At 70.8% G+C, this 23,916-nt stretch carries 20 protein-coding genes and 3 pseudogenes; 11 read left to right on the top strand and 12 right to left on the bottom strand.

Annotation, left to right across the window (positions count from 1 at the left end; translation table 11 throughout):
• Nucleotides 1–18: 18 nt before the first annotated feature.
• Nucleotides 19–675: a WD40 repeat domain-containing protein gene (locus Plo01_RS32085; RefSeq protein ID WP_203894495.1), complete on the bottom strand. Its 657-nt coding sequence runs from the start codon at nt 673–675 to the stop codon at nt 19–21.
• Between the two features lie 597 nt (nt 676–1,272).
• Here Plo01_RS32085 and Plo01_RS32080 point away from each other — a divergent pair.
• Nucleotides 1,273–1,353, top strand: a pseudogene (locus Plo01_RS32080) (IS5/IS1182 family transposase); the annotation flags it as partial.
• Between the two features lie 300 nt (nt 1,354–1,653).
• Here the strand turns inward: Plo01_RS32080 and Plo01_RS32075 are convergent.
• Complete coding sequence (locus Plo01_RS32075) at nt 1,654–2,022, bottom strand: hypothetical protein (protein ID WP_203894494.1); 369 nt, start codon at nt 2,020–2,022, stop codon at nt 1,654–1,656.
• 210 nt (nt 2,023–2,232) lie between these two features.
• Between Plo01_RS32075 and Plo01_RS32070 the strand changes: the two genes are divergently transcribed.
• From Plo01_RS32070 to Plo01_RS32060, 3 genes and pseudogenes are all read left to right on the top strand, one after another.
• Nucleotides 2,233–2,703, top strand: coding sequence for a DUF1963 domain-containing protein (locus Plo01_RS32070; RefSeq protein ID WP_203894493.1), 471 nt, complete (start codon nt 2,233–2,235; stop codon nt 2,701–2,703).
• Nucleotides 2,704–3,118: 415 nt separating this feature from the next.
• Nucleotides 3,119–3,679: pseudogene (locus Plo01_RS41560) on the top strand (putative DNA-mimic protein); the annotation flags it as partial.
• A gap of 35 nt (nt 3,680–3,714) precedes the next feature.
• Complete coding sequence (locus Plo01_RS32060; protein WP_203894491.1) at nt 3,715–4,401, top strand: hypothetical protein; 687 nt, start codon at nt 3,715–3,717, stop codon at nt 4,399–4,401.
• Nucleotides 4,402–5,124: 723 nt separating this feature from the next.
• On the opposite strand, the gene Plo01_RS32055 is transcribed toward Plo01_RS32060, so the two are convergent.
• Nucleotides 5,125–5,601, bottom strand: a complete 477-nt coding sequence (locus tag Plo01_RS32055) for a hypothetical protein (RefSeq protein ID WP_203894490.1) — start codon at nt 5,599–5,601, stop codon at nt 5,125–5,127.
• Nucleotides 5,602–5,881: 280 nt separating this feature from the next.
• On the opposite strand from Plo01_RS32055, the gene Plo01_RS32050 reads away from it, so the two are divergent.
• Both Plo01_RS32050 and Plo01_RS32045 read left to right on the top strand, forming a co-directional pair.
• Nucleotides 5,882–8,260 (top strand): hypothetical protein, encoded by a 2,379-nt coding sequence (locus tag Plo01_RS32050; RefSeq protein ID WP_203894489.1) that lies wholly within the window; start codon nt 5,882–5,884, stop codon nt 8,258–8,260.
• 638 nt (nt 8,261–8,898) lie between these two features.
• Nucleotides 8,899–9,321 carry a hypothetical protein gene (locus Plo01_RS32045; protein WP_203894488.1) on the top strand — a complete coding sequence of 141 codons (423 nt, stop codon included), beginning with the start codon at nt 8,899–8,901 and terminating at the stop codon, nt 9,319–9,321.
• A 75-nt stretch (nt 9,322–9,396) separates the two neighbouring features.
• On the opposite strand, the pseudogene Plo01_RS32040 reads toward Plo01_RS32045, so the two are convergent.
• From Plo01_RS32040 to Plo01_RS32025, 4 genes and pseudogenes are all read right to left on the bottom strand, one after another.
• A pseudogene (locus tag Plo01_RS32040) lies at nt 9,397–9,687 on the bottom strand (NUDIX hydrolase); the annotation flags it as partial.
• Between the two features lie 11 nt (nt 9,688–9,698).
• Nucleotides 9,699–9,899: a DUF6968 family protein gene (locus Plo01_RS32035; RefSeq protein WP_373871744.1), complete on the bottom strand. Its 201-nt coding sequence runs from the start codon at nt 9,897–9,899 to the stop codon at nt 9,699–9,701.
• An 807-nt stretch (nt 9,900–10,706) separates the two neighbouring features.
• Complete coding sequence (locus tag Plo01_RS32030) at nt 10,707–11,417, bottom strand: hypothetical protein (protein ID WP_203894486.1); 711 nt, start codon at nt 11,415–11,417, stop codon at nt 10,707–10,709.
• Nucleotides 11,387–11,746, bottom strand: coding sequence for an NAD(P)-binding protein (locus Plo01_RS32025; protein WP_203894485.1), 360 nt, complete (start codon nt 11,744–11,746; stop codon nt 11,387–11,389). The genes Plo01_RS32030 and Plo01_RS32025 overlap by 31 nt, the downstream gene beginning before the upstream one ends.
• Nucleotides 11,747–11,824: 78 nt before the next feature.
• Between Plo01_RS32025 and Plo01_RS32020 the strand changes: the two genes are divergently transcribed.
• Nucleotides 11,825–12,526: a TetR/AcrR family transcriptional regulator gene (locus Plo01_RS32020; protein ID WP_203894484.1), complete on the top strand. Its 702-nt coding sequence runs from the start codon at nt 11,825–11,827 to the stop codon at nt 12,524–12,526.
• An 11-nt stretch (nt 12,527–12,537) separates the two neighbouring features.
• Here Plo01_RS32020 and Plo01_RS32015 read toward each other — a convergent pair whose 3' ends face one another.
• From Plo01_RS32015 to Plo01_RS32005, 3 genes are all read right to left on the bottom strand, one after another.
• Nucleotides 12,538–13,116, bottom strand: coding sequence for a hypothetical protein (locus Plo01_RS32015; protein ID WP_203894483.1), 579 nt, complete (start codon nt 13,114–13,116; stop codon nt 12,538–12,540).
• Between the two features lie 218 nt (nt 13,117–13,334).
• Nucleotides 13,335–14,228, bottom strand: coding sequence for a MurR/RpiR family transcriptional regulator (locus Plo01_RS32010; protein ID WP_203894482.1), 894 nt, complete (start codon nt 14,226–14,228; stop codon nt 13,335–13,337).
• A gap of 560 nt (nt 14,229–14,788) precedes the next feature.
• Nucleotides 14,789–15,409, bottom strand: a complete 621-nt coding sequence (locus tag Plo01_RS32005) for an endonuclease/exonuclease/phosphatase family protein (RefSeq protein ID WP_203894481.1) — start codon at nt 15,407–15,409, stop codon at nt 14,789–14,791.
• Nucleotides 15,410–15,767: 358 nt separating this feature from the next.
• Between Plo01_RS32005 and Plo01_RS32000 the strand changes: the two genes are divergently transcribed.
• Entirely contained in the window at nt 15,768–16,868 is a 1,101-nt protein-coding gene (locus tag Plo01_RS32000) for an anti-sigma factor RsbA family regulatory protein (RefSeq protein WP_203894480.1), read from the top strand.
• A 65-nt stretch (nt 16,869–16,933) separates the two neighbouring features.
• Here the strand turns inward: Plo01_RS32000 and Plo01_RS31995 are convergent, their stop codons facing one another.
• Together Plo01_RS31995 and Plo01_RS31990 are read right to left on the bottom strand one after the other, a co-directional pair.
• Nucleotides 16,934–17,248, bottom strand: a complete 315-nt coding sequence (locus tag Plo01_RS31995; protein WP_203894479.1) for an STAS domain-containing protein — start codon at nt 17,246–17,248, stop codon at nt 16,934–16,936.
• A 330-nt stretch (nt 17,249–17,578) separates the two neighbouring features.
• A complete protein-coding gene (locus Plo01_RS31990) occupies nt 17,579–17,974 on the bottom strand; it encodes a RidA family protein (RefSeq protein ID WP_203894526.1) in 396 nt (131 codons plus the stop codon).
• 135 nt (nt 17,975–18,109) lie between these two features.
• On the opposite strand from Plo01_RS31990, the gene Plo01_RS31985 reads away from it, so the two are divergent.
• From Plo01_RS31985 to Plo01_RS31975, 3 genes are all read left to right on the top strand, one after another.
• Nucleotides 18,110–19,084 carry a helix-turn-helix transcriptional regulator gene (locus Plo01_RS31985; protein ID WP_203894478.1) on the top strand — a complete coding sequence of 325 codons (975 nt, stop codon included), beginning with the start codon at nt 18,110–18,112 and terminating at the stop codon, nt 19,082–19,084.
• 628 nt (nt 19,085–19,712) lie between these two features.
• Nucleotides 19,713–19,928, top strand: a complete 216-nt coding sequence (locus Plo01_RS31980; RefSeq protein ID WP_203894477.1) for a hypothetical protein — start codon at nt 19,713–19,715, stop codon at nt 19,926–19,928.
• A partial coding sequence (locus tag Plo01_RS31975) for a non-ribosomal peptide synthetase (protein WP_203894476.1) occupies nt 19,925–23,916 on the top strand: 3,992 nt, incomplete at its 3' end. The genes Plo01_RS31980 and Plo01_RS31975, both read left to right, overlap by 4 nt.

The following is a 23,916-nucleotide window of genomic DNA, read 5'->3' as shown; positions in this document are numbered from 1 at the left end:
GTTCCAGCGGTCTCGCTGTCAGCTCATCCGCTCCAGCAGGGCGATCTGCTCGCCGAAGCCGACCAGCAGGCCGCCGTCCGAGGTCACGGCCAGCGCCGTTACCGGCTGTGGGAACACCACGTCGGATTCTTGCGCCCCCTGCTCCCCGGCCAGCAGGGGATGCACCCGTACCCGGCCGTCTCCGCCGTGACCACCGGTGATCGCCACAGGCCGGCCCTCGATCGTCATCGTGATCAGTGCTGTCCCACCGGCCGCCTGCGGGCAGCCGACGACGGGTCCTTGGACCGGTTGTCGGCCGGCCACGTCCCACACCCACAACTGCCCGTCGCCTTCGGTGACGACCACAGCCCAGCCGTCCATGCTCATCGCGGCCATCCGCGTCATCGAGCAGAAATCCGGGCACAGCGGCTCGCCGATCTGCCGTCCGGTGACCAGATCCCACACCCGCAGCACATGCTCGCCGTACCCTCCGCTGCTGACGGTGACCGCGACCGGGCGGCCCTCCATCACCACGGCGGCCACCGCGGTGACCACGTCGGCATGACCGAGCCGAGCGGCGACTGATCCTCGTGAGCGGCCGGTGGTCAGATCCCACAACGTCAGCCGCACCGGGCCGGCCGGGCCGTATTCGCTGACCACGGCGACCGGGCGACCGGCCATCACCGCGGTGGCCACCTGCCGTATCCCCGGGGCGCCAGCGGCTGCGGCGGGCCGCCGGGCAGCGGCGGGCGGTACGGCGGTCACCCATCGCACGGCCCACCGCGCCCCAGCACTCTCCTTGGCTTCTGCGGCACCGGCCCGCCGGGCCGGGCCCACATCGATGTCAGCATGCCCGATCACGACGACAGCCTAGGACGGCACCGGCGATGCAAGTGCGGCACGATCATGATGCCCCAGACAGCCAGATGATCGTCCAGGTTGCGTTCAGTCATCGAATCCGGCACGGTCTCTTCGACGGCAACGGACGAACGAGGGCCCATCGTTGATTCTGCGCCGCCCAGCGGCGGTTGGGATCGGGCATCCATCAACATCGCGCGGAGGGGGACTACCTGCTTCAGCGGGTGGGGGAATCTGCGCTGCCTCTCTTCGAAAAAAATGCCGGTACCCGTTGAGAGCGTCGGCTGACCCGGTTCGGGCTACAGGAGGTGGGTGTACGTACGTCCTTCACGTTCCTGCTGCGCCCCATGTCGGTTCCGACTGAAGACTGACCCTGTGATTCCGCGCGGGTTCTAGTGTTCGTCGCAACACACCTGATCATGATGGGCGTGTTGATGGCTGTCTCGCGGGCGGCGAGACGTCAACCGGGCCCACGCCCGCATCCGCGCCATTGGCGAACGCGCTGTCGCGACCTTGATTCGCTACCTTGTACCACCACTGGCTGCAGGAGGAGTGGGCTTGAGGCTGCGGGCCTCGCCGCTCCCCCGGACCTCTACTACCGGTATCCCTTCCTCCAGTACGGCGACAATCCACGCCATAAGCCCGCCTGAGCACGATGAGGCCGTGCGCGTGCGGGCGTTGGCGGCGGCCTGAATGCTCTGCCGAGCGTGATCCGCACCCGAGACGGTCTGACCGTGATCTGCAGGTCCGGACGTTCACCGTCGATCACGAATGTATGACCGGCCGCTCACCGGGGGCGGTGACCGGAGCCCGTGATCACCGGTCTTGAGGCTCACCTTCAGGCGTTCGCATCTTGCCCTCCGCACCGGGCCTGGTGACGCCGTCAACTGAAACGCAGATGCCGAACACCCGATCGTGGCCCGTCCAGCCGTTCACCTGTCCCCGGTTGTTGCTGATCTGCACCCGGCCGCCCGGCACATCCAGCGCCGACACCAGGTGGAGATAGACGCTCCCGTGAACTCTGGCCAGCACGATGTCACCGACCTGGAGTTTCGACGGATCCACTGGCGCCACCTTCACCGACTGCCGACTTCGGATCAAAGGAATCATGGATGAGCCCGTCGGTTTGAACTCCACGGTGGCCCCGGCCACCACCCTTGCAGCCATCGCATCCAGCATGCCCATGGATGAGAGCATTCCTGATTCACACTCGCCTGTTCCAGGCAATTTCCTCGATACAGCGCGGCGCGCCCTTGGAAACCGCGATCTCAATGGCGGAGAGGCCCGTTGTCACCGATGGCCGGTGGCACCGCCGTACGGCGGCAGCTCATAGCCGGCCTCGGTCCCGTCTCCGACGCTTCGGGCGGCCTGCGGCGGGCTGGTTGGATACGGCGCATGGTCGACGCGACCATGGAGCAGATGCAGGGCTTGGCCGAGCGGGAAGGTCTGGCCGATCGATGGCCCCAGATACAGGCCGCAGCACTGCCCGCGTTCGCGGCCGATGTCGTACCCGGTGGTCCGATCCTGCCTACCGGTAGCCGCCTGGGCGGCAGACCCGCCCTGCCCGGCTCCGGTCACTGGCCCACCATCGGCAGCGAGGCGCTGACGTCCGTCGGCCAGCTCGACCTCGGTGCCTTCGATGCGCCGGTCGTCGGTCTGCCCCCCGTTGGCCTGCTCAGTTTCTTCGTCGGAATCGATGAGCCGGCCGCGAACGTCGTACACGCGGTCCGGTATTTTCCCGATGCGTCGCGCTTGCGGGAGTGCGCGTCCCCGACTGCCCGGTTCCGCAACGACGAGCTGACCGGTTTTCCCGTCTGCGCGTTGCGCGTGCAGACGACGGTGAATCTGCCGCAACAGCTGCTGTAGGAGCTGGGTGACCTGGGTGAGCGCCTGCGGAACCTGCTCCCTCCGGCCTCGACGGCCGCAGCCGCATCGGCGGCCATCCTCAAGACGGCATCGATGGGCGAGACTTGGCCCGTGGCCGTTTCGACCGCACCTATGCCTGCATCGTCTCGCCCTGAGCGGCGACCCGGCGCGACTCCCCGGTGTCCGAGCTGAGAACGCCTCCGCTCCCATCCAGCTCAACGTCGGCAGCGCCGGCGAAGCCCGCCTGATTCCCCGGCCGCTCCCGCACCGCTGTCGCGCGTCCTTTCTTCCTGCGCGAGCCCGCAACCCCATGGTTCGAGCTCAGAGCCGGCCCTAAAGTCACCGCTATGGGATTGACTATCAGCGTGGGAAACCCGTGTTTCGGCCTCGACCCTGACGGCAGGAGCGCTATCGCCGGCAGTTTGAGGCGTTGCGGCAGTCCTTGGCCGAACACGGCATCGACTGGTCACCGCCGCAAGCAGGCGCATCCGCCGGCATCGCGCGCCACCATGTGAAAGGCTTCCCGCACAGTTTCCTGCGTCACCTGAGACGGGTGGGTGCCCTCCACGTCGCAGGACAACCGGTGATGCCGGTGTCCGGCCCGGAGGATCTGGAAGGCGCCGATGGACACATCGAGGACGCTGCCTCCATGCTTGACTCCCACCTGTTGTGCCACGCTGACGATGCGGGCTTCTACGTCCCGCTACCGTTCGAAGGTCCGCTGTTCCTGGCCGAGGACACCATCGACGGCGCGGGCATGGTCGGCTCCAGCCAGGGTCTGCTGGGTGAGCTGATCGAGATCGCCCCGTTGATCGGGGTAGGGCTGGAGCCCGACACCTCGCTGTCCGATGCCGAAGCCAGCCGCCTGGTGCAGGACGGGGGCGGCCCCTACGCCGTTGAGCAGATCACCTGGCTGGCGCTGCACGAGGCGTGCCGGGCGAGCATCGCCTCCGGCCACGCCATCGTCTACACCTAGCGACGGCGCCCGGCGCAGCCGGTACGCTCATGATCGTGAGGGGGCGAGAGGCGGATCTCGGCGAGGAGCACGGCGGGCTCGACGACCTGGTCGACCGGGCGGCAACCGCCGAGGAGATCACCTATATCGTGCGGGACGGGCAGCGCGCCGCCGCCGTCGTCCCGCTCAGCCTCCTGGACGAGCGCGTGATGACCGTGACGCTCTATCAGAGCGGACAGGGAGAGCTGGTCATCGCACGCGGCAACAGCGCCTGGAGGGTGCGGCCGCCCACCGATACCCCGACCGGGATCTTCGCCGCCGACGCGCGCGCCTGGCTTGATGATGCCTGGCGGCCCAGTGAGCGCGGCGGCCAGGTCAGGGCCCACATCGACGAAAGCTGCATCCGGGCTGTGGAATGGACCGGCCAGGGACTACGCCTGCGCTATCCCAAAATCAGTCTCAACCAGGCGGCAAACGCCTACATCGGCCCGCTGTCTTACACCTTGAGCGTGGTGAAGGGCAGCGCCGGAGATGACGCCGTCGGGCGGCCCATCGAGGAGATGGGCATCACCTACGCCGACATCGATGATGCCACTCACGACTGGCTGAATGAAAACGTCGACGACTGGAAGCCCGCCGACCCCTGGGACCCCTTCGAGAAGTTTCCCTGGGTGCTGGTCACCCCGGCGGATCAGGATCCGCGCGCCGACAACGTCATCTGCTCGCGGACACTGACGATCTGATGTGCGGTGGGCGGCCGTGATCGTTTTCAGCGGGCGGGTTGGCCCCGGAAGTTCCATCTGGTCGGGGTTTCAGGTGCCGGGTCAGGCGACAGAGGGTGTTTTCGCCGGTGAGAGCACCTCTCATGAGGTCGCCCATGATGATGCGAATCGTAGCTTCGGAGTACCCCGGCAGGGCCTGGCACGTGCGTACCAAGCAGCGAAGCATCAGCCGGCCCAGAATGCTCGGCCGTGCGGCGCCGCGGCAGGGCGGTGCGACCCCTGCCGACGGGGTCGCGGCGGTGCCTCCGATGATGCTGCTGCGGCAGGACCTGGCGGCTCAGGTTGTGGTGAGGGTCGGCCGCTCGACGGTGACCTGGGTGAGCAGGGGCAGGCCAGCCGCGGTGACTAGCAGCAGGCCAGGGGCGGCGAGGAGTCGGACCTGATCCGCCGTGCCCCGCCGTGCCCCGCCATGCGCCGTGGCGCTGGGCAGATGATCGGACACGCCGGTGGCCACGGGCGCCGGTCACCTCGGCTGTGCGGCGGTCAGCCGGTCGAGGGTCGCCTCGGTCCCAGCCGCGAAGCTCGCATTGAGCGCGAGCCCGCAGACCTCCTCTGCCGGCCGGTGAATGGCAGGCAACTCATCGGCCGGCAGCGCTGACACCCGATCGATCTCGCCGGGGCGCGGCGAGATCGATAATGAAACTGACCTCGGCCGGGACGAAGCCGGTGGTGGAGAAGAGCAGGCTACCTGTGTGCACGATCCGCGCCGGGACCAGAAGATTTTGGCAGGCGAAGCCACTTCTCGTCCTTCCAACCAGCCAGGCCGGCCTGCGGCAGCGCACAGTACCGCCCTTCGTAGAGCCGGTATTCCTGCCGGATGCTTTGCAGGTAGGAGGCCAGATGGAGGAAGAAACGGGGCGCAAAAGGACCGCCCTGTCGCAGGACATGACGCCGTAGGTCCGCCTGCTGCCTCCAATCGCCGGTGAAGGCTCGAGCGAGGTTCATCTTCTCCAGGACAATCTCTACGGCATCGCGCGGTACGGCTTCCTTGATCAGCAGGTAGGAGGACAGTGCCGGCGGCAAGAGAGCGGGATGGGATCGTCGGCGAGCCGTCGGATGCCCGGCGCCTTTGTTTCCTCGTCGATTATCTCCGATGTCCGGTCCGGGATGAGGGCTTGCGCGGTGGACCCGGAAAGCGCCGGATGCCGCTTTCTTGACCATGTTGTTCACCGTACAATACGGTTGTCGTTGTCCACCGTACAACGACATCCACCGCGGGCGGCCGGATTGTCGGCACGGCGAGGAACACCCGCGCACCAGGCGGCACGCGCACCCGTCGCGACTACCCGCAGCCGCGATCGGCGGCGCCCGCCCGGACATCGCGCCCGGCCACGCCCCGCACCCCGCCCATCTGGGGCGCCCGCCGAAGATGACGGCCACCGACCACAGAAAAGAGAAAAGCGATGCCCCTGCCCCGATCCCATCGCCCGGAGGTGCGCCGGTGAGGTCTGCCGCACGGCGAACGGCGCTCATCGCCGCGCTGGCCCTGACCGCCCTGCTGGCGGCCCTGGCGGCGCCCACCGGCGCGGCGGCACTGCGATCGCCTGCCGTCTCCTCCCCGCAGCTGCTCATCGCAGAGGACTTCGATGAGCCCTTCACCACGACGGCTCCGGGCTTTCGCGTCAACCGCTGGCCCGGCCCGGACGGCCGCCTCCCCGGCTACGAGGCGTCTTCCGGTCCCGGAGCCTCCGGCGGAGCCCAACGATTTCGGATCGTCTCGCGCTCGACCGGCGCCGGCGCCCACCTGTATCGCGCCTGGCCCTTTGAGCGGGGCACGGCCTACCGGGTGAGCCTGGCCATCCGCGCCTCCCGCGCCACCCGGGTCCAGCTGCTGCTGCGCCGCGACGGCGAGCGGGCCTTCGACGTGGCCGCCGCCACGACGGCAGAGGTGAGCACGAACTGGGCGCAGGTGACGCTCCAGGGCACCTACAGCTGGGCCGATCCCGGCTCATTCCGGGTGGCGCCGCTGGAGGATGACGTCGATGTCTTCATCGACCGCTTCACCCTGTCGTCGGTTACCGACGCCGATGCGCGCTCACCCTTGCACATCCCGCCGAGCATGGACCCCCGCATCGGAACCACCGACACCGCCGTCGACTTCGAAGGCCCCTACCACACCGGCCGGCGCCTGGCGCCGGGCTGGAACCTCAACGACGCCGCATCCGATCTGGCCGATGTCGACGCGGGAGCCGCCACCGCGCCGGGCTACCACGACCCGGACGGCGAGGGCGCCGCCGCGCAGCGCTTGCTGATCAAGCCTGGTTCGCGGGCCGCGCTGTATTACGACCCGCGGCGCTTTGGCTGCCCGCGCGGGCGCACCTACCGCATCTCCGCGCAGATGCGCACCGACGCCGGGCAGCGGGCCGGCGCGCGGCTGGGAGTCCGCCGCGACATCCGCAACGCCTTCACCTACCTGGCCGAGCAGAGCGTGACCCTGACCGGCCGGTGGCAGAAAGTGCAGTTCCAGGTGGCCTGCGCGCAGGCTCCCGGAATCCCGGTGAGCATCCGGCTGACCGCGCTGAGCGCCGAGCGCAACATCTACCTCGACGACATGGTGATCTCCGAGATCCACGGCAACCCGTGGGCGCCGGCGGGCGACGGCGCCGTCTCCGACAACCTGTTCGGCCTCCACACCCAGAAAATCGACGCCGCCTCCTGGCGGTGGCCGCCCCTGGGCCAGCACGTGGTGCGCCTGTGGGACAGCGGGACGCAGTGGTTCCGGCTCGAGCCCACCCAGGACGGATGGGACTGGAGCAACGGCAAGGTCGGCAAACGGCTGGAGGTGACCTACGTCAAGAAACTCATCGACATCCGGGAGCACCTCGATCCCAAACTCAAGATCATATACGTTCTGGGACAGACGCCCGCCTGGGCCCGGCCGCCAGGGGCAACGGGCCCGCAGTCCCCGCCGGAAAGTGACGACGACTGGCGTGACTACGTGCGCACCCTCGCGCAGCGGTACGCCGGCAAGATCACCGTCTGGGAGCTGTGGAACGAATTCGACTACGGCCTGTTCTACACCGGCGACGCCAAACGCCTGGCCCGGCTGGCGGAGATCGCCCGGCAGGAACTCAAAGCGGCCTACGCCGGCAACATCCTGCTCAGCCCCAGCATCACCGTCAACGGCATCGACTCGCTCCACCGGTTCCTGGCCGCCGGCGGCAAAGACCACATCGACGGGGTGGCCTTCCACTGGTATTTCGCCACGGATCCGGAAAACGCCGGCGTCATCGACAACATCCGCACCCTCATGGACCGCCACGGCATCGGCCACCTGAAGTTGTGGAACACCGAAGGCGGCATGCAAAGCTGCGTGGGCGGCGGCCCGTGCCTGAACGGCACCAACGCCGTGTGCCTCAAGCAGGGACCCTGCACCGTCGAGCTGTGCAAGACGCCGGGCGGCTGCCGGCCGATCACCGACGCCGAGCGCCGCTCGGCCGTCGCCCGCGCCCTGTTCGTCATGGCCGGGCGCGGCATCGAGAACTTCAACTTCTACATGCTGGAGGAGGCCTACGACGCCCGGCTGATGAAGGACGGCAAGCCGAGCCTGGAAGGGGAGGGCTACCAGGCGGCGGCCGAGTGGCTGTCCGGGGCGCGCATCACCGCCTCCTACAGGGTCGCTGAAGACATCTACGTCTTCCGCCTCGCGCGCGGCAGGCAGCGCTACTCGGTGCTGTGGACCACCGGCCCGCCGGAGCGGGTCGAACTGCCGCCCGGCTGGAACGCGCACACGGTGACGACGTTGAGCGGACACACAGCCGCCATAGCAGGTGATCGGCAGATCAGCATCGGCCTGGAACCGGTACGCATCGACTCCTGAGCGGGGGCAGGGCTCACACGCCGCGCCAGCGCGATACCGACGGCGCCGGTGATCAGGTGGGGTGCGTGCTGACGGCCCGTACTCGATCGACCAGGTGCGGGCTGGCCCGCACCCTTCGCCACGACGTCATATCCGGGTCGTAGCGATGGAGGCTTTGATGTCCCCGGATCGGCCCAACCACACGCCCTTGTCGGTACTGGCGTGCAGGATCGGCACATCGGGTGAGGCGAGAGCAGGAAACGAAAGTGCCCATCAGCAACCAGCTGATCATCGATCATCCCTTTCTCAAGGCCATGCACCAGGACGACTACTATCCCGAGAGCAATAGTCAAGATCTGTAGATCATGAGTTCCTAGGCGGCTGTAGGGACGGGTGATTCTGAGGGGCGTTCGACGGGTCTGCCGTCGATGAAGGTGGCTCCGGCGCGGACCAGAGCAATCAGGTGGGCGCCGTTGACCGCGAACCAGGATGCACACTCGATGACGATCGGGCCTACGCGCCGCAGAAGGTCGAGCCAGGGCTACCGTGTGCCGCCGGGAACGTGAAGGGTGCTCATGAGCGCTACCGTACGGCAGCGCGATCAAGAAGGACTCCGTCGATGTACGGCGCCGCCCGGCCGGGCCGCAAAGGAGAAACGCATGGACGAGGAGGAGCTCCTCCACCGGTACGGCCTGCACCCAGACGGGCGCGCCCTCGACGAGATACGTGAACTGCTGACCGCCCAGGCCGCCGGGGAACGCCAGGAGCAGGGGGCGGGTGATACCGAGCTGATGAGGCTCTGCTGCGTCCAGTTGTTCAACGTCGGGGCGCTCGATGACGTCTTGCTCGTCTGGCAGGCCAAGACGGCGAGCATGGACGCCGATTGCTCCATCGACATCCAGCTTCTGTGCGGAGCGGGGCTGGCGGAAACGAAGACGTTCCTCGCCGGCCATCCTTCGGAGGAGGCGAAGGCAGCCTTGGACCGGTTGCTCATGTGTGAGGCCGCCGGGGACTTCGACGGGTTCTCCACTGCGGAGTATTCAGCGGTCTGTGCGAACTACTACGCCGATGACGGAGACTGACGCGCGGACCGCTGTGCCGGCGACAGCAGTCCTCTCACGGGACCGAACGAGTCGCAGCCGCACTCAGGCAGCGGTTCACCCGATGTACGGCGCCGCCCGGCCGGCCAGGTAGTGGCCGATCCGCAGGCGCATCGACCGTTCCATCGTCAGTGCCTCGACCTCCTGGCGCGGCACCCAGCGCACTTCGCGGGACTCGTCGCTCGGCGTCGGCTCGCCTTCGACGGCGCGGCCCGTGAGCACGATGGAGAACTCCTGGGGGGCCTCGCCGTTGGAGGTGTAGAGGATGACGTGCTTGGGGTTGGTGTCGGTGCCGACGATGCCGGTGATCTCGCACCGGACGCCGGCCTCCTCCAGCGTCTCCCGGGGCCCAGACCCGCTCAGACCATCTGGTCCGGCTCCACAGTGAAACCGAGATCCGGCAGGCCCAGCCAGTCCAGCCGGACCGACGCGGACCGTGCTCGCGCTTCCAGCTCCGACTGCGCCTTATACACGCTCAGCAGGAGCGCCTGCAGCGAGTCCACGCCGGATGCCCCCTGACATCCTCCTCGCCCAGGCCCAGGATCTGGTAGGGACAGCACCAGTCGCCGTGCTCGCTCAGCTCGTCGAGACGCGGCCGCCCGAACCTGGCCGTCACCGCAAGGTGCGCCCCATCGGTGAAGTCACGGCCTCGACCTGCCGATCGGCCATGACTTCACCGATCTCATCCATCATGTCCATGTCCCTCAGTCTGCAAGCTGCCGGCCTAATCGGCTGAACCGTTCACGACCCGCGCCAGGTGAGATGTCTGATCCGGGGAAAGGCCAGGCCCGCTTTCGACGATCATCCCGTCAGCGGTCAAACCGGATCGCCGGCTGGGTCTGCCAGCGAGCCTTCATCCGTGCGGACGAGACCGTGCCCGCTTCCCGCGAACGCCGGTCAAGAGCCCCACGGTGAAGGGGCCGCACGCCGGCGCGCGGCCCCTCCGTCCCGTTGTCAGGCGCACGAGAGGTACCACGAGCCGATGCCGTCGCACCCTCTCCAGTCGAAGTCGGAGGTGCGGTAGCCGGGCGGGACGGGCGAGCGCGGCGCTCCCGGTTCATCCGGCAGCTGGCCACCACCGAGGAGCGCTCAAGCGCCTCGTCATCGAGCAGGTTCACGATGTGTCCCATCGACGTTGGCGGCGGGGTTGCGTTCGTGGAGCGTGAAGGGCCATCCGGTGGTGATGGCCCCTCCGGCCGCCGGACAGGCGATCGTGTCCGGTGGGAGGGCGTCCAGCGGTCACCATACAGCGTGCCGATCGGGGTCTGGAGTTCCACATCGAGGTCCAACCGGACCGCCGCGTGAGTGGATCATGGCTTCGGGGCGCCTCGGCACGGCCTGGCGCGTGCGCGCCACGCAGCAAAGCATCAGCCAGCCCACCATGCTCGGCCGCTCGGCGCCGCGGCAGGGCGGTGAACCCCTGCCGGCGGCCAGGCCGGGATCGTTGCCGAACACCCCGCACCCTCACGCACCGAGCACCAGCCGGCAGTGACCATGGGCTTTGGCCACCTCGAGCACGCAGGCGATCCTTTCCCGCAGCGCGGCCGGTACGCTGCCCGCCGGCTGCGGCTGGTTGCGCCCGTCCGGATGGGCGCATCAGGGGTGAGTGCCGTGATCAGGCGGCGGCATCCGCCGCCGGGGACGTCGTCGCCTCCGCCGTAGGGCTCGGGAACCTCCAGCACCGCAGTCGACAGACCGCCGGCCGGAGCGGCGAGTTCGGTCTCGACGACCGTGTGCAGGATGAAGCGCATCCACTCGCGGCGGCCGGCGTCGGTTTCGGTGGCGCAGTAGGCGTCGATGAGGCTGCCGAGCGTCTCCTCCCGCCCGCTCCCTGCGGCGCCTGCTGAGGCGGCGGGAGCGCCGGAGGGCGGGGTGCGGGCGGTGAATTTGGCTGCGGCGTCTTCGACGCCGGCCGCGCTGCGGATCAAGCTCGACTGGAGCGAGCTGCGCACTCGCACGCCTCCTTCACCGACCAGCGCGACCCCGGCGGTCAGGCCCTCCAGGGCGTAGGGCAGTTGCGGGATGCCCGCCCGCTCGCACAAATGGGTCAGCGGGTTGCCGTGGGGGTGTGGATCCACGCGGCGCCCAGGTCGATGTCGGTCCCGCCGATCTCAGCGGTGCGGATCCGCCCGCCCAGGCGATCTGTGGCCTCCAGGACCAGTACTTCCACTCCGGCCGAGGCCAGAGCATTGGCCGCGGTCAGACCGGCCGATCCCGCCCCGATCACGATGACGCGGGTGAGCTCGCCTGCGACGCCGCCCGGCGCAGGGCCGCCGTCGCGGCCGACCTGCCGCCTACTCCCGGCCGGAGGCCGGACTGACGAGGCACCGGCCCGGTAACCCAGGGCGGTCCCGGCGGCGGCAACAGACAGCCCGGCTATCCCTGCCAGCAGCTGTTTCCCGGTCACGCGCATCCTGTTTCACATCATCCCCGGTAAACCACATTGTACGGTGAACAACAGCAAATTTATTGTACGGTGGACAACATGGTCGAGGAGATTGCCGGAGAGCGTGCCCGCCGAGCGGCCGGACCGGAGCGAGAGCCGCTGTCGCGGGAGCTGATCCTGCGGCGGGCCCTGGAAATGATCGACGAAGCCGGAGTGGAGGCACTGAGCATCCGGCGCCTGGCCGCCGACCTCGGCGTGTTCCCCACCGCGCTGTACTACTATCTGCCCACCCGCAACGCGGTGCTGCGCGGCGTGGTGGAGACCGTCCTGGAGGAGATGGACCTCACCCGGGCCCGCACCGGCGCCTGGCGGGACCGGATACGGGCGCTGTGCCTGGCCCTGCGGCAGGTCGCGCACGCCCATCCGCGGCTGTTTCCCTACCTGGCCTCCTATCCGGAGAGCACCGTGCAGGAGTACAGGATCTACGAGGAGCTGTACCGCGCCCTGGAGGAGGCCGGTCTCGATCCGGTGCGCACCGTGCAGGCCGGCACCCTGATCTTCTCCTACGCCACCGGCTTCACGCTCGCCGAGGTCAACGCCACCATCGGGCCACCGGACGACAGTGAGTTCGACCAGTTGTCGGCCCTGCCCGCCGCCGAGTTCCCCGCCACCCACCGGCTGGCCGGACAGATCCGAGACCTGGATCTGGAGGCGAGCTTCGCCGCCGGGATCGAGGCGATCCTGGACGGCCTGAGCGCACGAGCGGCTCGACGGGGCATCCCCGCCGAGCCGCCCAAGTGATCAGAACGCCATCAGTTGACGCAGTCCTGGCTCTTCAGGGCCAGGATCATCTCGCTGACCCTGCCACGCGACAGCTGGAAGAGGTAATCGGCCTTCGCGTTGCCCGGAACGGTGATGACGGCGTATCCGTTGGCCGCCCGCCGTATGCCGGGGTAGGCCTTCTTCAGTTGCCCGCCGGTGGAGCCGACCTTGATTCCCCGCGGGGTCTTCGCACCTTTGGGCGCGACGATCACGGCCACGCCGTGCTTCTTGGAGATGTACAGGCCCACGCTGTCGGCGCCGCTCGGGTAGGCCTTCAGGTCCCATGCCGTGCACGGGCCGGAAACGGGCTTGGAGACGATCTTCCTGGTGGCCTTGGCCTTCTTGGCGCTCATCCCCAGTCGCACACCTCCGAATCCGAACGGCCCGAATTTTCCGGCCGCGGTCGCGGAGGCGGCCGGCGCCGCGGCCGGCTGCGGTAGCACCGCCGCGCCGGCCGGAGCCGCCACGGCCCCCAGCGCGAGTGCCGTCACCAGGACGGCGGCCGACGCCGTTCGCCGCCCGGCAGGTGCTGCCAGTGCGGCCTTGCCGGCCCGGTTCGGTACGGACATCCTGCTCTCCTTCGGTTGCCGACGGCCCCGGCGGCCGTCGTCCTCGGCGCGCGTCCTTCACGCGCCCTGCAGGGGGCGCGGTTCGACACCTGTCCCGGATTCGGCATCCGCTGGTCCCCGCATCCCCCGGCAAACTTTCCTGTACAGTGGCCAAGAAGATCGTATTGTACGGTGAACAAGAGAGTCAACAAGAGATCGAGGCGCCATCGGGGACGGGATCAGCCGGGGAGACTGTTGGCGTCGGTGATGTCGGCGGTCGCCCGCATCGCGGCGTGCGAACGGGCCGGGGCGGACAGGCCGATGGCGGCGTGCAGGATGTCGACGACGGCCAGGTGGGCCAGCCTGCTGCTGGAGGCGGCCATCTGGAAGCCCAGGTCCGGACCTCCGGCCACCAGCACCGCATGGGCGTGGTCGGCCAGCGGCGATGACGAGAAGCTGGTGATCGCCACGATCTTCGCCTCCCGGAGGCGGGCGGCCTCGACGGCGGCCAGCGTCTCGGCGCTGCGTCCGGTGTGACTGACCGCCAAGATCACATCATCCTCGTCCAGCAGGCTCGCCCTCAGCTGCCGGGTCCGGCCGTCGGCCGGGGCCTCGGCGCGGCAGCCGATCGTGGTGAGCCGATAGGCGGCGTCGGCGGCGGGGGCCGCGGACGTCCCCACGCCGACGACCAGGATGTGCGCGGCGGCCGTCAGCATCTGGACGGCCCGCTCCAGATGGGCGAGATCGAGGGTGGCTCGGACCGAGCGGACGCTGTCGCCGTGGCTGGCGAGCACCGTCGCGTACACCTCGTCGAGTCCGGTGCCGGCGCTGAGCGTGCGCGGCACGTTGTCGGCCGACCGGGCCGCCTCGCGCACCAGCGCCAGCTTCAGTTCCGGAAAGCCGCCGAAGCCCGCGGCATGGCACGCCCGGACCACCGTGGACGGACTCACTTCGGCGCGCTCGGCCACGGCTGCGACCGTGGCGCCCCGCACGAAGTCCGGCTCTTCGAGCACCAGGCGCATGACGCGCGCGTCGCTCGGCCGCAGCGAGGGGGCGGCCGCCGCGATCACCGCGGCCACCCCGCCGGCCGGGTGCGCGGCGTCCGGTGATCCACCCGAATCTTCAGGAATCATATTCCTGATGATATCTTAGATTAAGGAATTCCATTCCAGGAGGTCGTTGCGTGTTCTCTTCCCCCGATCACCGGGATGCCGGTGCCGATCGCGTCATCCTCGGTGACACATGAGCCCTGTCATCCGGCAGGAACGGCCCGGATGCCCATCGTGTGGACATCCGCCGTCCTCTCCCCGGTCAGCGCACGGCAGTTCCGAGGGAACGGTGGACTACCGGCAATGCGCGTGCGGCCGATGGCTGGTGGTGCTGGCCGGCGAGGTGGTCGCGGCGACGGGATCCCGTCGCCGCGACCTGCCCGTCCCGGCGGGACCCTGATGGCGTCGAGCGGTCCCGGTACGGCGATGGTCGTCATGCGGGAGTCGGCGCGGGTCACGGCGGACGCTCGGGCCGTGACGACAGTCCGGGCACGGGCCGCCGAGCGGGCCGTGCTTCTCAGGGGTAGGCGCTGCAGGCCCGAACTCCACCGGATGCGTCTGATACGCCGTGCGGATCGTGGATCTCGTGCGCAACGTGCGCCAGCGACAGGATCACGTCGGCGGACGGGGGGCCGGAATCCCTCCTACCGCGCCACCCACGCGTGCATCGGCACGTGGTCCGACCATCCCTTCCTGGCGTAGTCGACGAAGCAACGCCGCATGCGGCCGTCGCCGGCGAACACGTAGTCGATCTTCCGCTTACGGGTGACGTAGGTCCAGCGGCTGCGCGGATCGCATTCGTCGCGACCGGCGTAGGCGGCGGCGGCATCGCGCGGCACCAGGTTGAGGTCGCCGCCGACCACGCCCCGGCCGAGCTTGAACAGCTCGCGAAGCTGTCTGTGCCGGTAGGGCGCGCCCTTCTGCCTGTCGTCGTAGATCGAACCGGAGGAGAAGTGCGCGGTGCAGAGCGTCCGGTCGGCCGTGCAGACCGCGTACCTGCGGGCGCCCCACGGCGGCGAGGTCAGCGCGTGCACCTCGAAGCGGGCGTCCTGCCCGGCCACGGCCAGTGTGACGCTCTGCACCCCGCGCGCTCTGCCGTTCCAGTCGGGAAAGCACTGGTACGGCGAGCCGTCCGGGTGGGCGAGCCCGGCCGACTCGACGCTCCACGCCCGGCCGGTTCGCACTTCCAGCTCGCGCTCCAGGTCGGCGTCCGCGCCCGTGCAGAACTCCTGGAGGAAGACCACGTCCGCCTCGGTGGCCGGCACGGCGACGTGCCAGGCCAGCTCGGCGGCGGAGCGGCGGAAGAGGGGGGCAGCTCTGGTTGGTGCCTGCGCAGACGTTCCACGTCATCACGTGGAGCGCGGGGGCCTGCGCGGGCAGGTTGAGGGATAACAACCCGGCGATCACGAAATATCTGATCATCATCGGTAATTTCATCACGCACGTGCGGGAGACGCCCTGGAATGTGTGGTTGACGTCCCTCCGTCCTTCCTTCGATGAGGGCGGCACTCCGGCCGCGGCCGTCGCCGGCCTGTGGGGCCCGACACGGGGCGGCGGCGCGTGGGGTGACGGAGCTATCATGCGGTTTGTTGGTTGCGGATGGAGCTGGTCGGGAGGCCAGGAATGGGCCCTCCAACCGAGGGCGGCTGCGCTCATCAGGGGTTGCTGTACGGCTCGCCCGGGGAACTGCTGGCGGCGGCCGTGCCGTTCCTGCGCCGGGGACTGGCCGCCGGTGACGCGGTGGTGCTGGCGTGCGGCGAGGCCGGCAACGCGCTGCTGGTGAATGCGCTGCCGGACCGCGAGCGCGGGAACGTCATGCTGGTCGAGCGCGCGGAGATCTACACCCGGCCCGCGTGTGCGGTGGCCGCGTTCCGCAGGATCGTGCGCGCCGGGCTGGAGGCGGGTGCGCGCGGGGTGCGACTGGTGGGCGAGGTGGACTTCGGGGCCGAACCTGCGTCGTGGCGCGAGTGGATGCGGTTCGAAGCGATCATGAATGTGGCGCTGGCCTCGGTCCGGCTGCGGTGCGTGTGCGCGTATGACACGCGAGCGCTGCCGGGGCCGGTGCTGGATTCCGCGGCGCGCACCCATCCGGCGCTCCTCACGGCCGCGGGTGCGGTGCCCAGCCCTCCTTATACGGACCCGTCCGCCTTCGTCGCCGGCCTGTCAGAGGCGGGTCCCGATCCTCTGGAGAGGACGCCACCGGCCTACCGGTCGGGTCCCGTGACCGCGCCCGGCCAGATTCCGGCGCTGCGCGAGCAGCTACGTTCGATCTTGGCGGGGCTCGAGGTGCCGGTGTCCAGGCGGTCGGATCTGGTCGCGGCGGTGTCCGAGACGGTGGTGAACGGCCTGCTGCACGGAGCACCCCCGGTGCGGCTGCGCCTGTGGGCGGACCCGTCGCGGCTGGTGTGCACGATCGTCGATCAGGGGCCGGGGTTCGATGACCGGCTGCTGGGATACAGCCCGCCCAGCGGTGACCTGCGCGGGGGCGCGGGGTTGTGGCTGGCCCGCCGGTCCTGCGATCGGGTCGAGACCTTCCGCCCTCCCGGCGGGTTCGGGGTGCGGCTGGTGCTCGCGCTGCCGATGGGGCACGGCCCGGCGGAGCTGGAGGGCGCCCGGGCCCGGGTGGAGATCATACAGCGTAAAACGGCCGCGGCGGGCATCCGGGCCGCTCAGCTGCGCAGGGAGGTGAAGCGCCTCGGATCTTCCGGGCAGGTCCCCGGGTGAGGCCGTCCGCGGAGTGCGGTGCGCAGCGAGGCCGGCTCACCCCACGCGGATCCCACGCGGAGCGTTCACCAGCCCGCCTCCTCGCCGCCGGCCGGGTCCGCGGCGACCAGTTCCAGGCCGGCGCGGTTCAGCTCGCAGATCTCCAGCGCGCGCAGCACGGACGGCGAGCAGGTCAAGCGCAGCGTTCCACCGCGCGCCCGCAGGGCGTCACAGGCGGCCAGCAGGGCCCGCAGGCCCGCCACCCCGCAGTAGTCCACCTCCGACAGGTCCAGATGCCACGCCCCGGCCTCGACCTCGGCGACCAGCCGGTCGGCGATCTCCGCGGCGTTGACCAGATCGATGTCCCCCCGCAACCGCACCGCCTGCCGTTCACGCCGCACTGAGCACAGCTCGGCCTGAGGGGGAGGAAACGGTTCCGACATCCCGACTCACGCTCTTTTCCGACAGGCCCCGACAGGCCCCGACAGCCATCGAGGCATCCTCATCAGGATGCTCTCCGCACCCTCCACACCGCAATCACCCGCCGGCCCGGCGACGTCCGGCGCCCACGGCAGGCGATCACCGCCGTCCGGTCGTGCCCGAGCCGCCGATGGCCGCCGTCCGGTCGTGCCCGAGCCGCCGATGGCCGCCGTCCCGAGTGCCGGAGATCACCCAGCCGCCTCCGGCTCGTGCCGCCTCCGGCAGCCCCGCCGGAGGCGGCACAGGTCGCATCAGGCGACGGCGGTCGCCTCGAGCTCGACCATCAGGTCGGGGAGCGCCAGCCGTGTCACCCCGAGCATCGTGGTGGGCGGCGCCACCCCGGCGGCGCCCAGCCGCGACGCCAGCACGCCGTAGTGCTCGAAGAGCCGATCGACGTCGGTGGTGTAGACGTTGAGCCGGACGAGGTTCGCCAGGGACATGCCGGCCTCGCCGAGCACGGCCTCCAGGTTGTCGAGGCTCAGCGCCAGCTGCGCCGCCATGTCATCGGCATGCCGGGGCTTGCCGTCGCCGTCCATCGCGGTCTGCCCGGCGCAGTACAGGGTCCGGGCGTGCCCGGAGACGATCTCGCCCTGGTTGTATCCCAGCTCCACCGACCACGCCCACGGGTTGACCGCCGTTCGCTCCACTGCCATATCAGCTCCATTCGATTCGTCGACATCACGTACGTCGATCAGTTCGGTAGCCGCCGTCGTCCGGCCGCGTTGATGAGCCTCCCAACAAATCGCGACATCCTGTGTCGTGTATTTCGGTAGCGTTCTCGCATGCGCGCCGACCGGTTGGTCTCACTGGTCCTGCTGCTGCGGCAGCACGGCCGGCTGTCCGCCACCGCGCTGGCCCGCGAGCTGGAGGTGTCCACCCGCACCGTGCTGCGCGACATCGAGGCGCTGTCCTCGGCCGGCGTCCCGGTCTACGCCGAACGCGGGCGGCACGGGGGGTTCGCGTTGCTGCCCGGTTTCCGGACCGAGCTCACCGGTCTGAACCACGACGAGGCCCTCGCCCTGCTGGTCGCCGGATCGCGGCGCGGCGCGCAGGCGTTCGGGCTCGGCTCGGCGCTCGCCTCGGCGATGCTCAAGGTGGTCGACGCGCTGCCCGAAAGCTATCGGGACACCGCGGCCAGCGCGGCCGAGCGGTTGCTCATCGACCCGGAGACCGACCTCCTCTCGCGCCGGCTGGCCGCCGAGGAGACGCCCGACGCCGTCGTGGCCGAGGTCCTGCGCGCGGTGTTCGCCGGGCGCAGGCTGCGGATCCACTACGCGGCCGTGGACCAGGCCCCGAAGTGGCGCACGGTGGACCCGATCGGCCTGGTCACCGTACGCGACCGGGGTTATCTGCTGGCCGCGAGATCCGGCGCGGACCGCACCTACCGGTTGTCCCGGATCCTGGCCGCCGAGGAGCTCGCCGAACCCGCGCAGCGACCGGATCGGGTCGATCTGGACCGGGTCTGGCGGAAACGCAGCACGCGGTTCAGGACCGGCGGCGACCAGGTCACCGTGCTGGTGCGCGTCGACCCGGCGCGGCGGGAGGAGCTGGTGGGCACCGCGCTGGCCGTCCTCGCCGAGGAATCCGACCCGGACGGCCGGCTGCGGCTGGAGGTGACCTTCCAGGATCCGAGACACGCCGAATGGGCGCTGTGGCAGCTCGCCACGGACGCGGAAGCCCTGGCCCCGCAGTGGTTGCGCACCTCCCTGCACGATCGGGCCGCCGCGATCGCCGCCCGGTACGGGGCGTCATCCTGAGGGGTGGCGGGCGATCCCCGATCGCCCCGCCCGGGAACCGGGCTGGAACGAGTTCTGCAGCGGCGCGGAGGTCGTCGGACGGCTCCGCCCGCCGGCTGTGCCGCAGCGCGGTGAACCGGCGAATTGGAACGCGCCATTTCTCGGCGCGCGCATGAATAGTCCGAGCGCCGCATTACCGCCTACATTGACTCTTGTATTGACTTAAGTACGACAATTTTTGTCAATTAGGACTGTCCCTCTCGCCATAGGGAGGACCGGAAGTCCGGTTTCGGCCACTCTCTCTAGGATGATCATCCGTGACGGTGAGTGTCCGCCGCGACGTCGCGGCGGGATCGAGGGCCCACCGGCGCCGGATCCGGTTTCCGCTGGGATCCCGGCTGACCTCGACATTGTCCGATCCGGGGTGGCGGAGGACCCGATCTAGGGAGATGCCCGAAACCTCCATTTCGACATCGATTGAAATTTCACCTCTTGACTGCATTTCGGCCGAAATAATAGGAAGAGCGTGGCTTGGCGCTGACAGGCCCTCTGCGGGACGACCCCCGCACGAGTGGTTCCCTCATCCGCTGTTCGAGCGACGATCTCGCACGGCTCGGCGGGTCCCGTCTGGAGGTGACTTCGCGTAGCGATGCGAGAGGAAAACGCGTTACCGAACCCCCCGTTCACCTCGCTGACGTGCTACCCGCCCGGCGCTCCCCCGCTGTTCCGCCTCCCCCGCGCGGGCGGCGGCGTCCCCGCCCTCCGGGCCCGGCGGCAGACCTTCGACGGCCTCTTCCACGTCCGGGCGATGACGCTCCCCGGCCGTGCCGGCCCGCAACCGCACCGCGTGGAGGCCGCAGGATGACGTTGACCCCGCTCCGCCCGAACTGGACCCACGGGCCCGAGCACAGGCCGCCGGACGGGTCACTGGGCGAGCTGATCCTGGCGCAGGCCGTGCGGACCCCGGACGCGCCGGCGATCCGGCAGTGGGACACCACGCTGACCTACGCCGAGCTGGTCGCGCGCGCCACGGACCTGGCGGCCCGGCTCGCCGGGCTCGGGGTCGGGCCCGAGACGCGGGTGGGGCTGTGCGCGCGGCGCACTCCGCTGATGCCGGTGGCGGTGCTCGGCGTGCTGCTGGCCGGGGGCGCGTACGTGCCGCTGGACCCGGGGCACCCGCGCGGGCGGCTGGAGGAGGTGCTCGACGACGCCGGGATCGCGGTGGTCGTCGTGGACGGGGCGGGCGCGGAACTGCTGGGCGGCTGCGACCGCGTGCTGATCGGGATCGACGCCGCCGGGGGCGGAGACATCGGGGCCGGAGACGTCGAGGCCGGGGACGCGGAGATCGGGGACGCGGAGATCGGGGACGCGGAGATCGGAGCCGCCGGAGCCGGAGAGGCTGGGATCGGAGCCGCCGGGGTCGAAAGCGCGGGGCCGGTGCGCCCGGCGGGTCCGGCCGCAGCGGGGAACGCCGCCTACGTGCTCTACACCTCGGGCTCCACCGGCCGGCCCAAGGGCGTGGTCGTCAGCCACCGCAGCGTCGTCGCCTTCACCACCGCGACCGTCGCGCACTTCGGCCTGGACGGGTCCTGCCGGTCGATCGCCTTCTCCGCCCTCGGGTTCGACGTCTCGGTGCTGGACATGCTGGCTCCGCTCACCGCGGGCGGATGCGTGCAGCTGGTGCCCGACGGGGACCGGGTGGACCCGGCCAGGCTGCAGCGTTTCCTCGAAGAGCACGAGGTCACCTGGGGGTTCATCCCCCCGGCGCTCCTGCCGCTCGTCGATCCCGCCCGGCTGCCGCACCTGCGGGACCTCGTGACGGCGGGCGAGCCGCCCGGGCCCGAGCAGGTGGCCCGGTGGTCGGCGCACGCGCGCTTCCACAACTGGTACGGCCCGACCGAGTCGACGGTGTGCGTGGTCGGCGGCGCGTTCGACGGAGAGTGGCGGCGGCCGCTGCCGATCGGGCGGCCGTTGCGCGGCTGCCGGGCGCACATCCTGGACGAGGAGATGAACGAGTGCCCGCCCGGGGTCCCGGGCGAGCTGTTCATCGGCGGGCCGCAGGTCGGCCGCGGCTACCTGGGCCGGCCCGCGCTGACCGCCGAGCGGTTCGTGCCCGACCCGTTCTCGGCGGAGCCGGGGGCGCGGCTGTACCGGACCGGCGACCACGTGGCGTGGGAGGACGACGGCGGCATCGCGTTCATGGGCCGGCTGGACCGTCAGGTGAAGGTCCAGGGGCAGCGGGTGGAGATCGGCGAGGTGGAGTCGGCGCTGCGGGCCCATCCCGCGGTGCTGCAGGCGGTGGTGGACTTCACGGGCGAGCTGGTGGCCTACGTGACGCCGCGGGACGCGCCCGGCCTGGCCGCCCTGCGCGAGGACCTGTCGGTGCGGCTGCCGCCGTACATGCTGCCCAGCAGGCTGGTACGGCTGGACCTGCTGCCCCTGAACTCCTCGGGCAAGGTGGACCTGGCCGCGCTCAGAGCGGCGGGCGCAACCCGCGACGGGGACTCGGCGCGGAACGGGGCGACGACGACCGGGACCGGGGAGGAGGACGGCGCCGGCGGGCTGGCCGGGATCTGGGCCCGCGTGCTGCGGGCGCCGGCCCCCGGCGACGAGGACGACTTCTTCCAGCACGGCGGGCACTCGCTGCGCGCGATGCGCCTGGTGGCCGCGGTCCGCGCGGAGCTCGGCCGGGAGGTCTCGGTCGAGGACGTCTACGCGGCGCGCACCTTCGGCGGGCTGAGCGCCCTGGTCGAGCGGGCTCCGCACGCCGCCGGGGAGACCCCGCCGACCGGCAGCCCGGCGGCCCTGTCGCCGGCCCAGCGCCGGATGTGGTTCGTGGAGCGGCTGGCGCCCGGCTCGACGGCGCACACCATCGCGATGGCCGAGCGCGTCCGCGGCCCGCTGGACCCGGCGGCGCTGCGCCGCGCGCTGACCGCGGTCGTGACGGCGCACGAGGTGCTGCGCTGGCGGGTCGGCGCGCGCGACGGGGTGCCCGAGGTGTCGGTGGCGCCGCCGTACGAGGTGGCGCTGCCGGTGGTCGAGGCCGCCCCGGAGGATCTCGCCGGGCTGCTGGAGGCCGAGGCGCGGGCGGGGTTCGACCTGGCCGCGGGCCCGCTGCTGCGGGCGCGGCTGATCCGGCTGGCGCCCGGCGACCACGTCCTGTGCCTGACGGTCCACCACCTGGTCTTCGACGGCTGGTCGCAGGAGGTCCTCTACCGAGACCTGGCCGCCGCCTACCGCGGGCAGACCCTGGACGGCGCGGGCCGCGGTTTCGCCGACTACGTGCGCTGGCAGCGCGAGCGGAGCGACGCCGGCGCCCTCGCCTGGTGGCGCGAGCACCTGCGGGACGCCCCGCTGGTGCTGGACCTGCCCAGGGACCGCCCCCGGCCGCCGGAGCAGACCTTCCGCGGGGCCGCCTGCCGCGCCGAACTGGACCCGGAGACGGCCGGCCGGGTCGGCGCGCTGGCGGCCGGGCTGGGCGCGACGCCCTACGCGGTGCTGCTGGCCGCCTTCGCCCGGCAGCTCGCCCGCCTGTCGGGCCGCGAGGACCTGGTGGTCGGCGCGGCCTACGCGGACCGGCCGCACGTGGCCTTCGACCGGATGGTGGGCATGTGCGTGCAGATCCTCCCGCTGCGGCTGCGGCCGGCGGGCGGGTTCGACGAGCAGGTGACGGCCTGCGCCCGGGAGCTCAACGCGGCGATCAGGCGCCCGGACGTGCCGCTGACTCCGCTGCTGGAGTCGCTGCGGGTCCCGCGGGACCTGAGCCGCAACCCGATCACGCAGGTGCTGTTCAACATGTACAACTTCGCCGAGGCGCGGCTGGACCTGCCGGGCTGCGCGAGCGAATCCCTGCGGCCCGGGCTGCCGGGCGCGCTGTTCGACGTGACCATGTACGTCAGCGAGCGCGCCGGCGGCTACGCGCTGGAGCTGGTCTACAACCCGGACCTCTACTCGGCCGAGCGGATGGAGGCCCTGCTCACCGGCTACGTCGACCTGCTCGGCGAGCTGCTGACCGGGCGCCGCGCGCCGCAGGCCCCGCAGCGCGAGCTGCCCGGGTGGGACGGGCCCGGCCTGCTGGACGGTGACGCCTACGGGAGCCTGCGGCGCAGGACAGTGGCCGCAATCCGGCGCGCCGGGGTCCGGCCGGGCGAGACGGTCGCCGTGCTGGCGGCGCGGGTGCCCGAGCTGCCGGGGCTGCTGCTCGGCGTGCTGGCCTCGGGGGCGCGGTGGCTGATCGTCGACTCCGCCCACCCGCCCGCGGTCCGGGAGCGGCAGGCCGCGGGGGCGCGGGCCGTGATCAGGTGCGCGCCCGGACCGGAGGGGCTGCAAGGGCTGCCGGAGATCGTCCTCACCGACGAGGAGGACGCCACGATCCATCCCGAGCGCGGTTACCTCTCGCTGACCTCGGGCACCACCGGCGACCCCAAGCCGGTCGTCACCACGGACCGCCCGCTGGCCCACTTCACCGACTGGTATGTCAGGAATTTCGGGATAACGCCGCAGGACCGGTTCGCACTGCTGTCCGGGCTCGCGCACGACCCGGCGCTGCGCGACATGTTCGTCCCGGTCAGAGCGGGCGCGCGGTTGTCCGTCCCGGCCCAGGAGCTGCTCCGCGACCCGGTACGGCTGGCCGCCTGGCTGCGCGAGCACGCGATCACCGTGCTGCACCTGACCCCGCAGCTCGCCGCGATGCTGGCGGGCACCGGCGCGACGCTGCCCGCCGTCCGGCTGGTCGGCGTGGGCGGCGACCGCCTCACCTGGGCCGAGGCCGCTCGGCTCCGGCGGCTCGCGCCCGCCGCCCGGCTGGTCGCCTTCTACGGCACCACCGAGACCCCGCAGGCCCACGCCTGGTA

The organism is Planobispora longispora (assembly GCF_016863135.1).
GTDB classification, from domain to species: Bacteria; Actinomycetota; Actinomycetes; order Streptosporangiales; family Streptosporangiaceae; genus Planobispora; species Planobispora longispora.
This window is presented reverse-complemented; position numbering and strand designations above follow the sequence as displayed.

Excerpts from the sequence above, each read along its gene's own strand:
- Plo01_RS32075 (WP_203894494.1), bottom strand. The coding sequence starts at position 2,022 with ATGGGCATGCTGGATGCGATGGCTGCAAGGGTGGTGGCCGGGGCCACC.
- Plo01_RS32070 (WP_203894493.1), top strand. The coding sequence starts at position 2,233 with ATGGTCGACGCGACCATGGAGCAGATGCAGGGCTTGGCCGAGCGGGAA.
- Plo01_RS32055 (WP_203894490.1), bottom strand. The coding sequence starts at position 5,601 with ATGGTCAAGAAAGCGGCATCCGGCGCTTTCCGGGTCCACCGCGCAAGC.
- Plo01_RS32045 (WP_203894488.1), top strand. The coding sequence starts at position 8,899 with ATGGACGAGGAGGAGCTCCTCCACCGGTACGGCCTGCACCCAGACGGG.
- Plo01_RS32020 (WP_203894484.1), top strand. The coding sequence starts at position 11,825 with ATGGTCGAGGAGATTGCCGGAGAGCGTGCCCGCCGAGCGGCCGGACCG.
- Plo01_RS32015 (WP_203894483.1), bottom strand. The coding sequence starts at position 13,116 with ATGTCCGTACCGAACCGGGCCGGCAAGGCCGCACTGGCAGCACCTGCC.
- Plo01_RS32010 (WP_203894482.1), bottom strand. The coding sequence starts at position 14,228 with ATGATTCCTGAAGATTCGGGTGGATCACCGGACGCCGCGCACCCGGCC.
- Plo01_RS32000 (WP_203894480.1), top strand. The coding sequence starts at position 15,768 with ATGGGCCCTCCAACCGAGGGCGGCTGCGCTCATCAGGGGTTGCTGTAC.
- Plo01_RS31985 (WP_203894478.1), top strand. The coding sequence starts at position 18,110 with ATGCGCGCCGACCGGTTGGTCTCACTGGTCCTGCTGCTGCGGCAGCAC.
- Plo01_RS31980 (WP_203894477.1), top strand. The coding sequence starts at position 19,713 with ATGCGAGAGGAAAACGCGTTACCGAACCCCCCGTTCACCTCGCTGACG.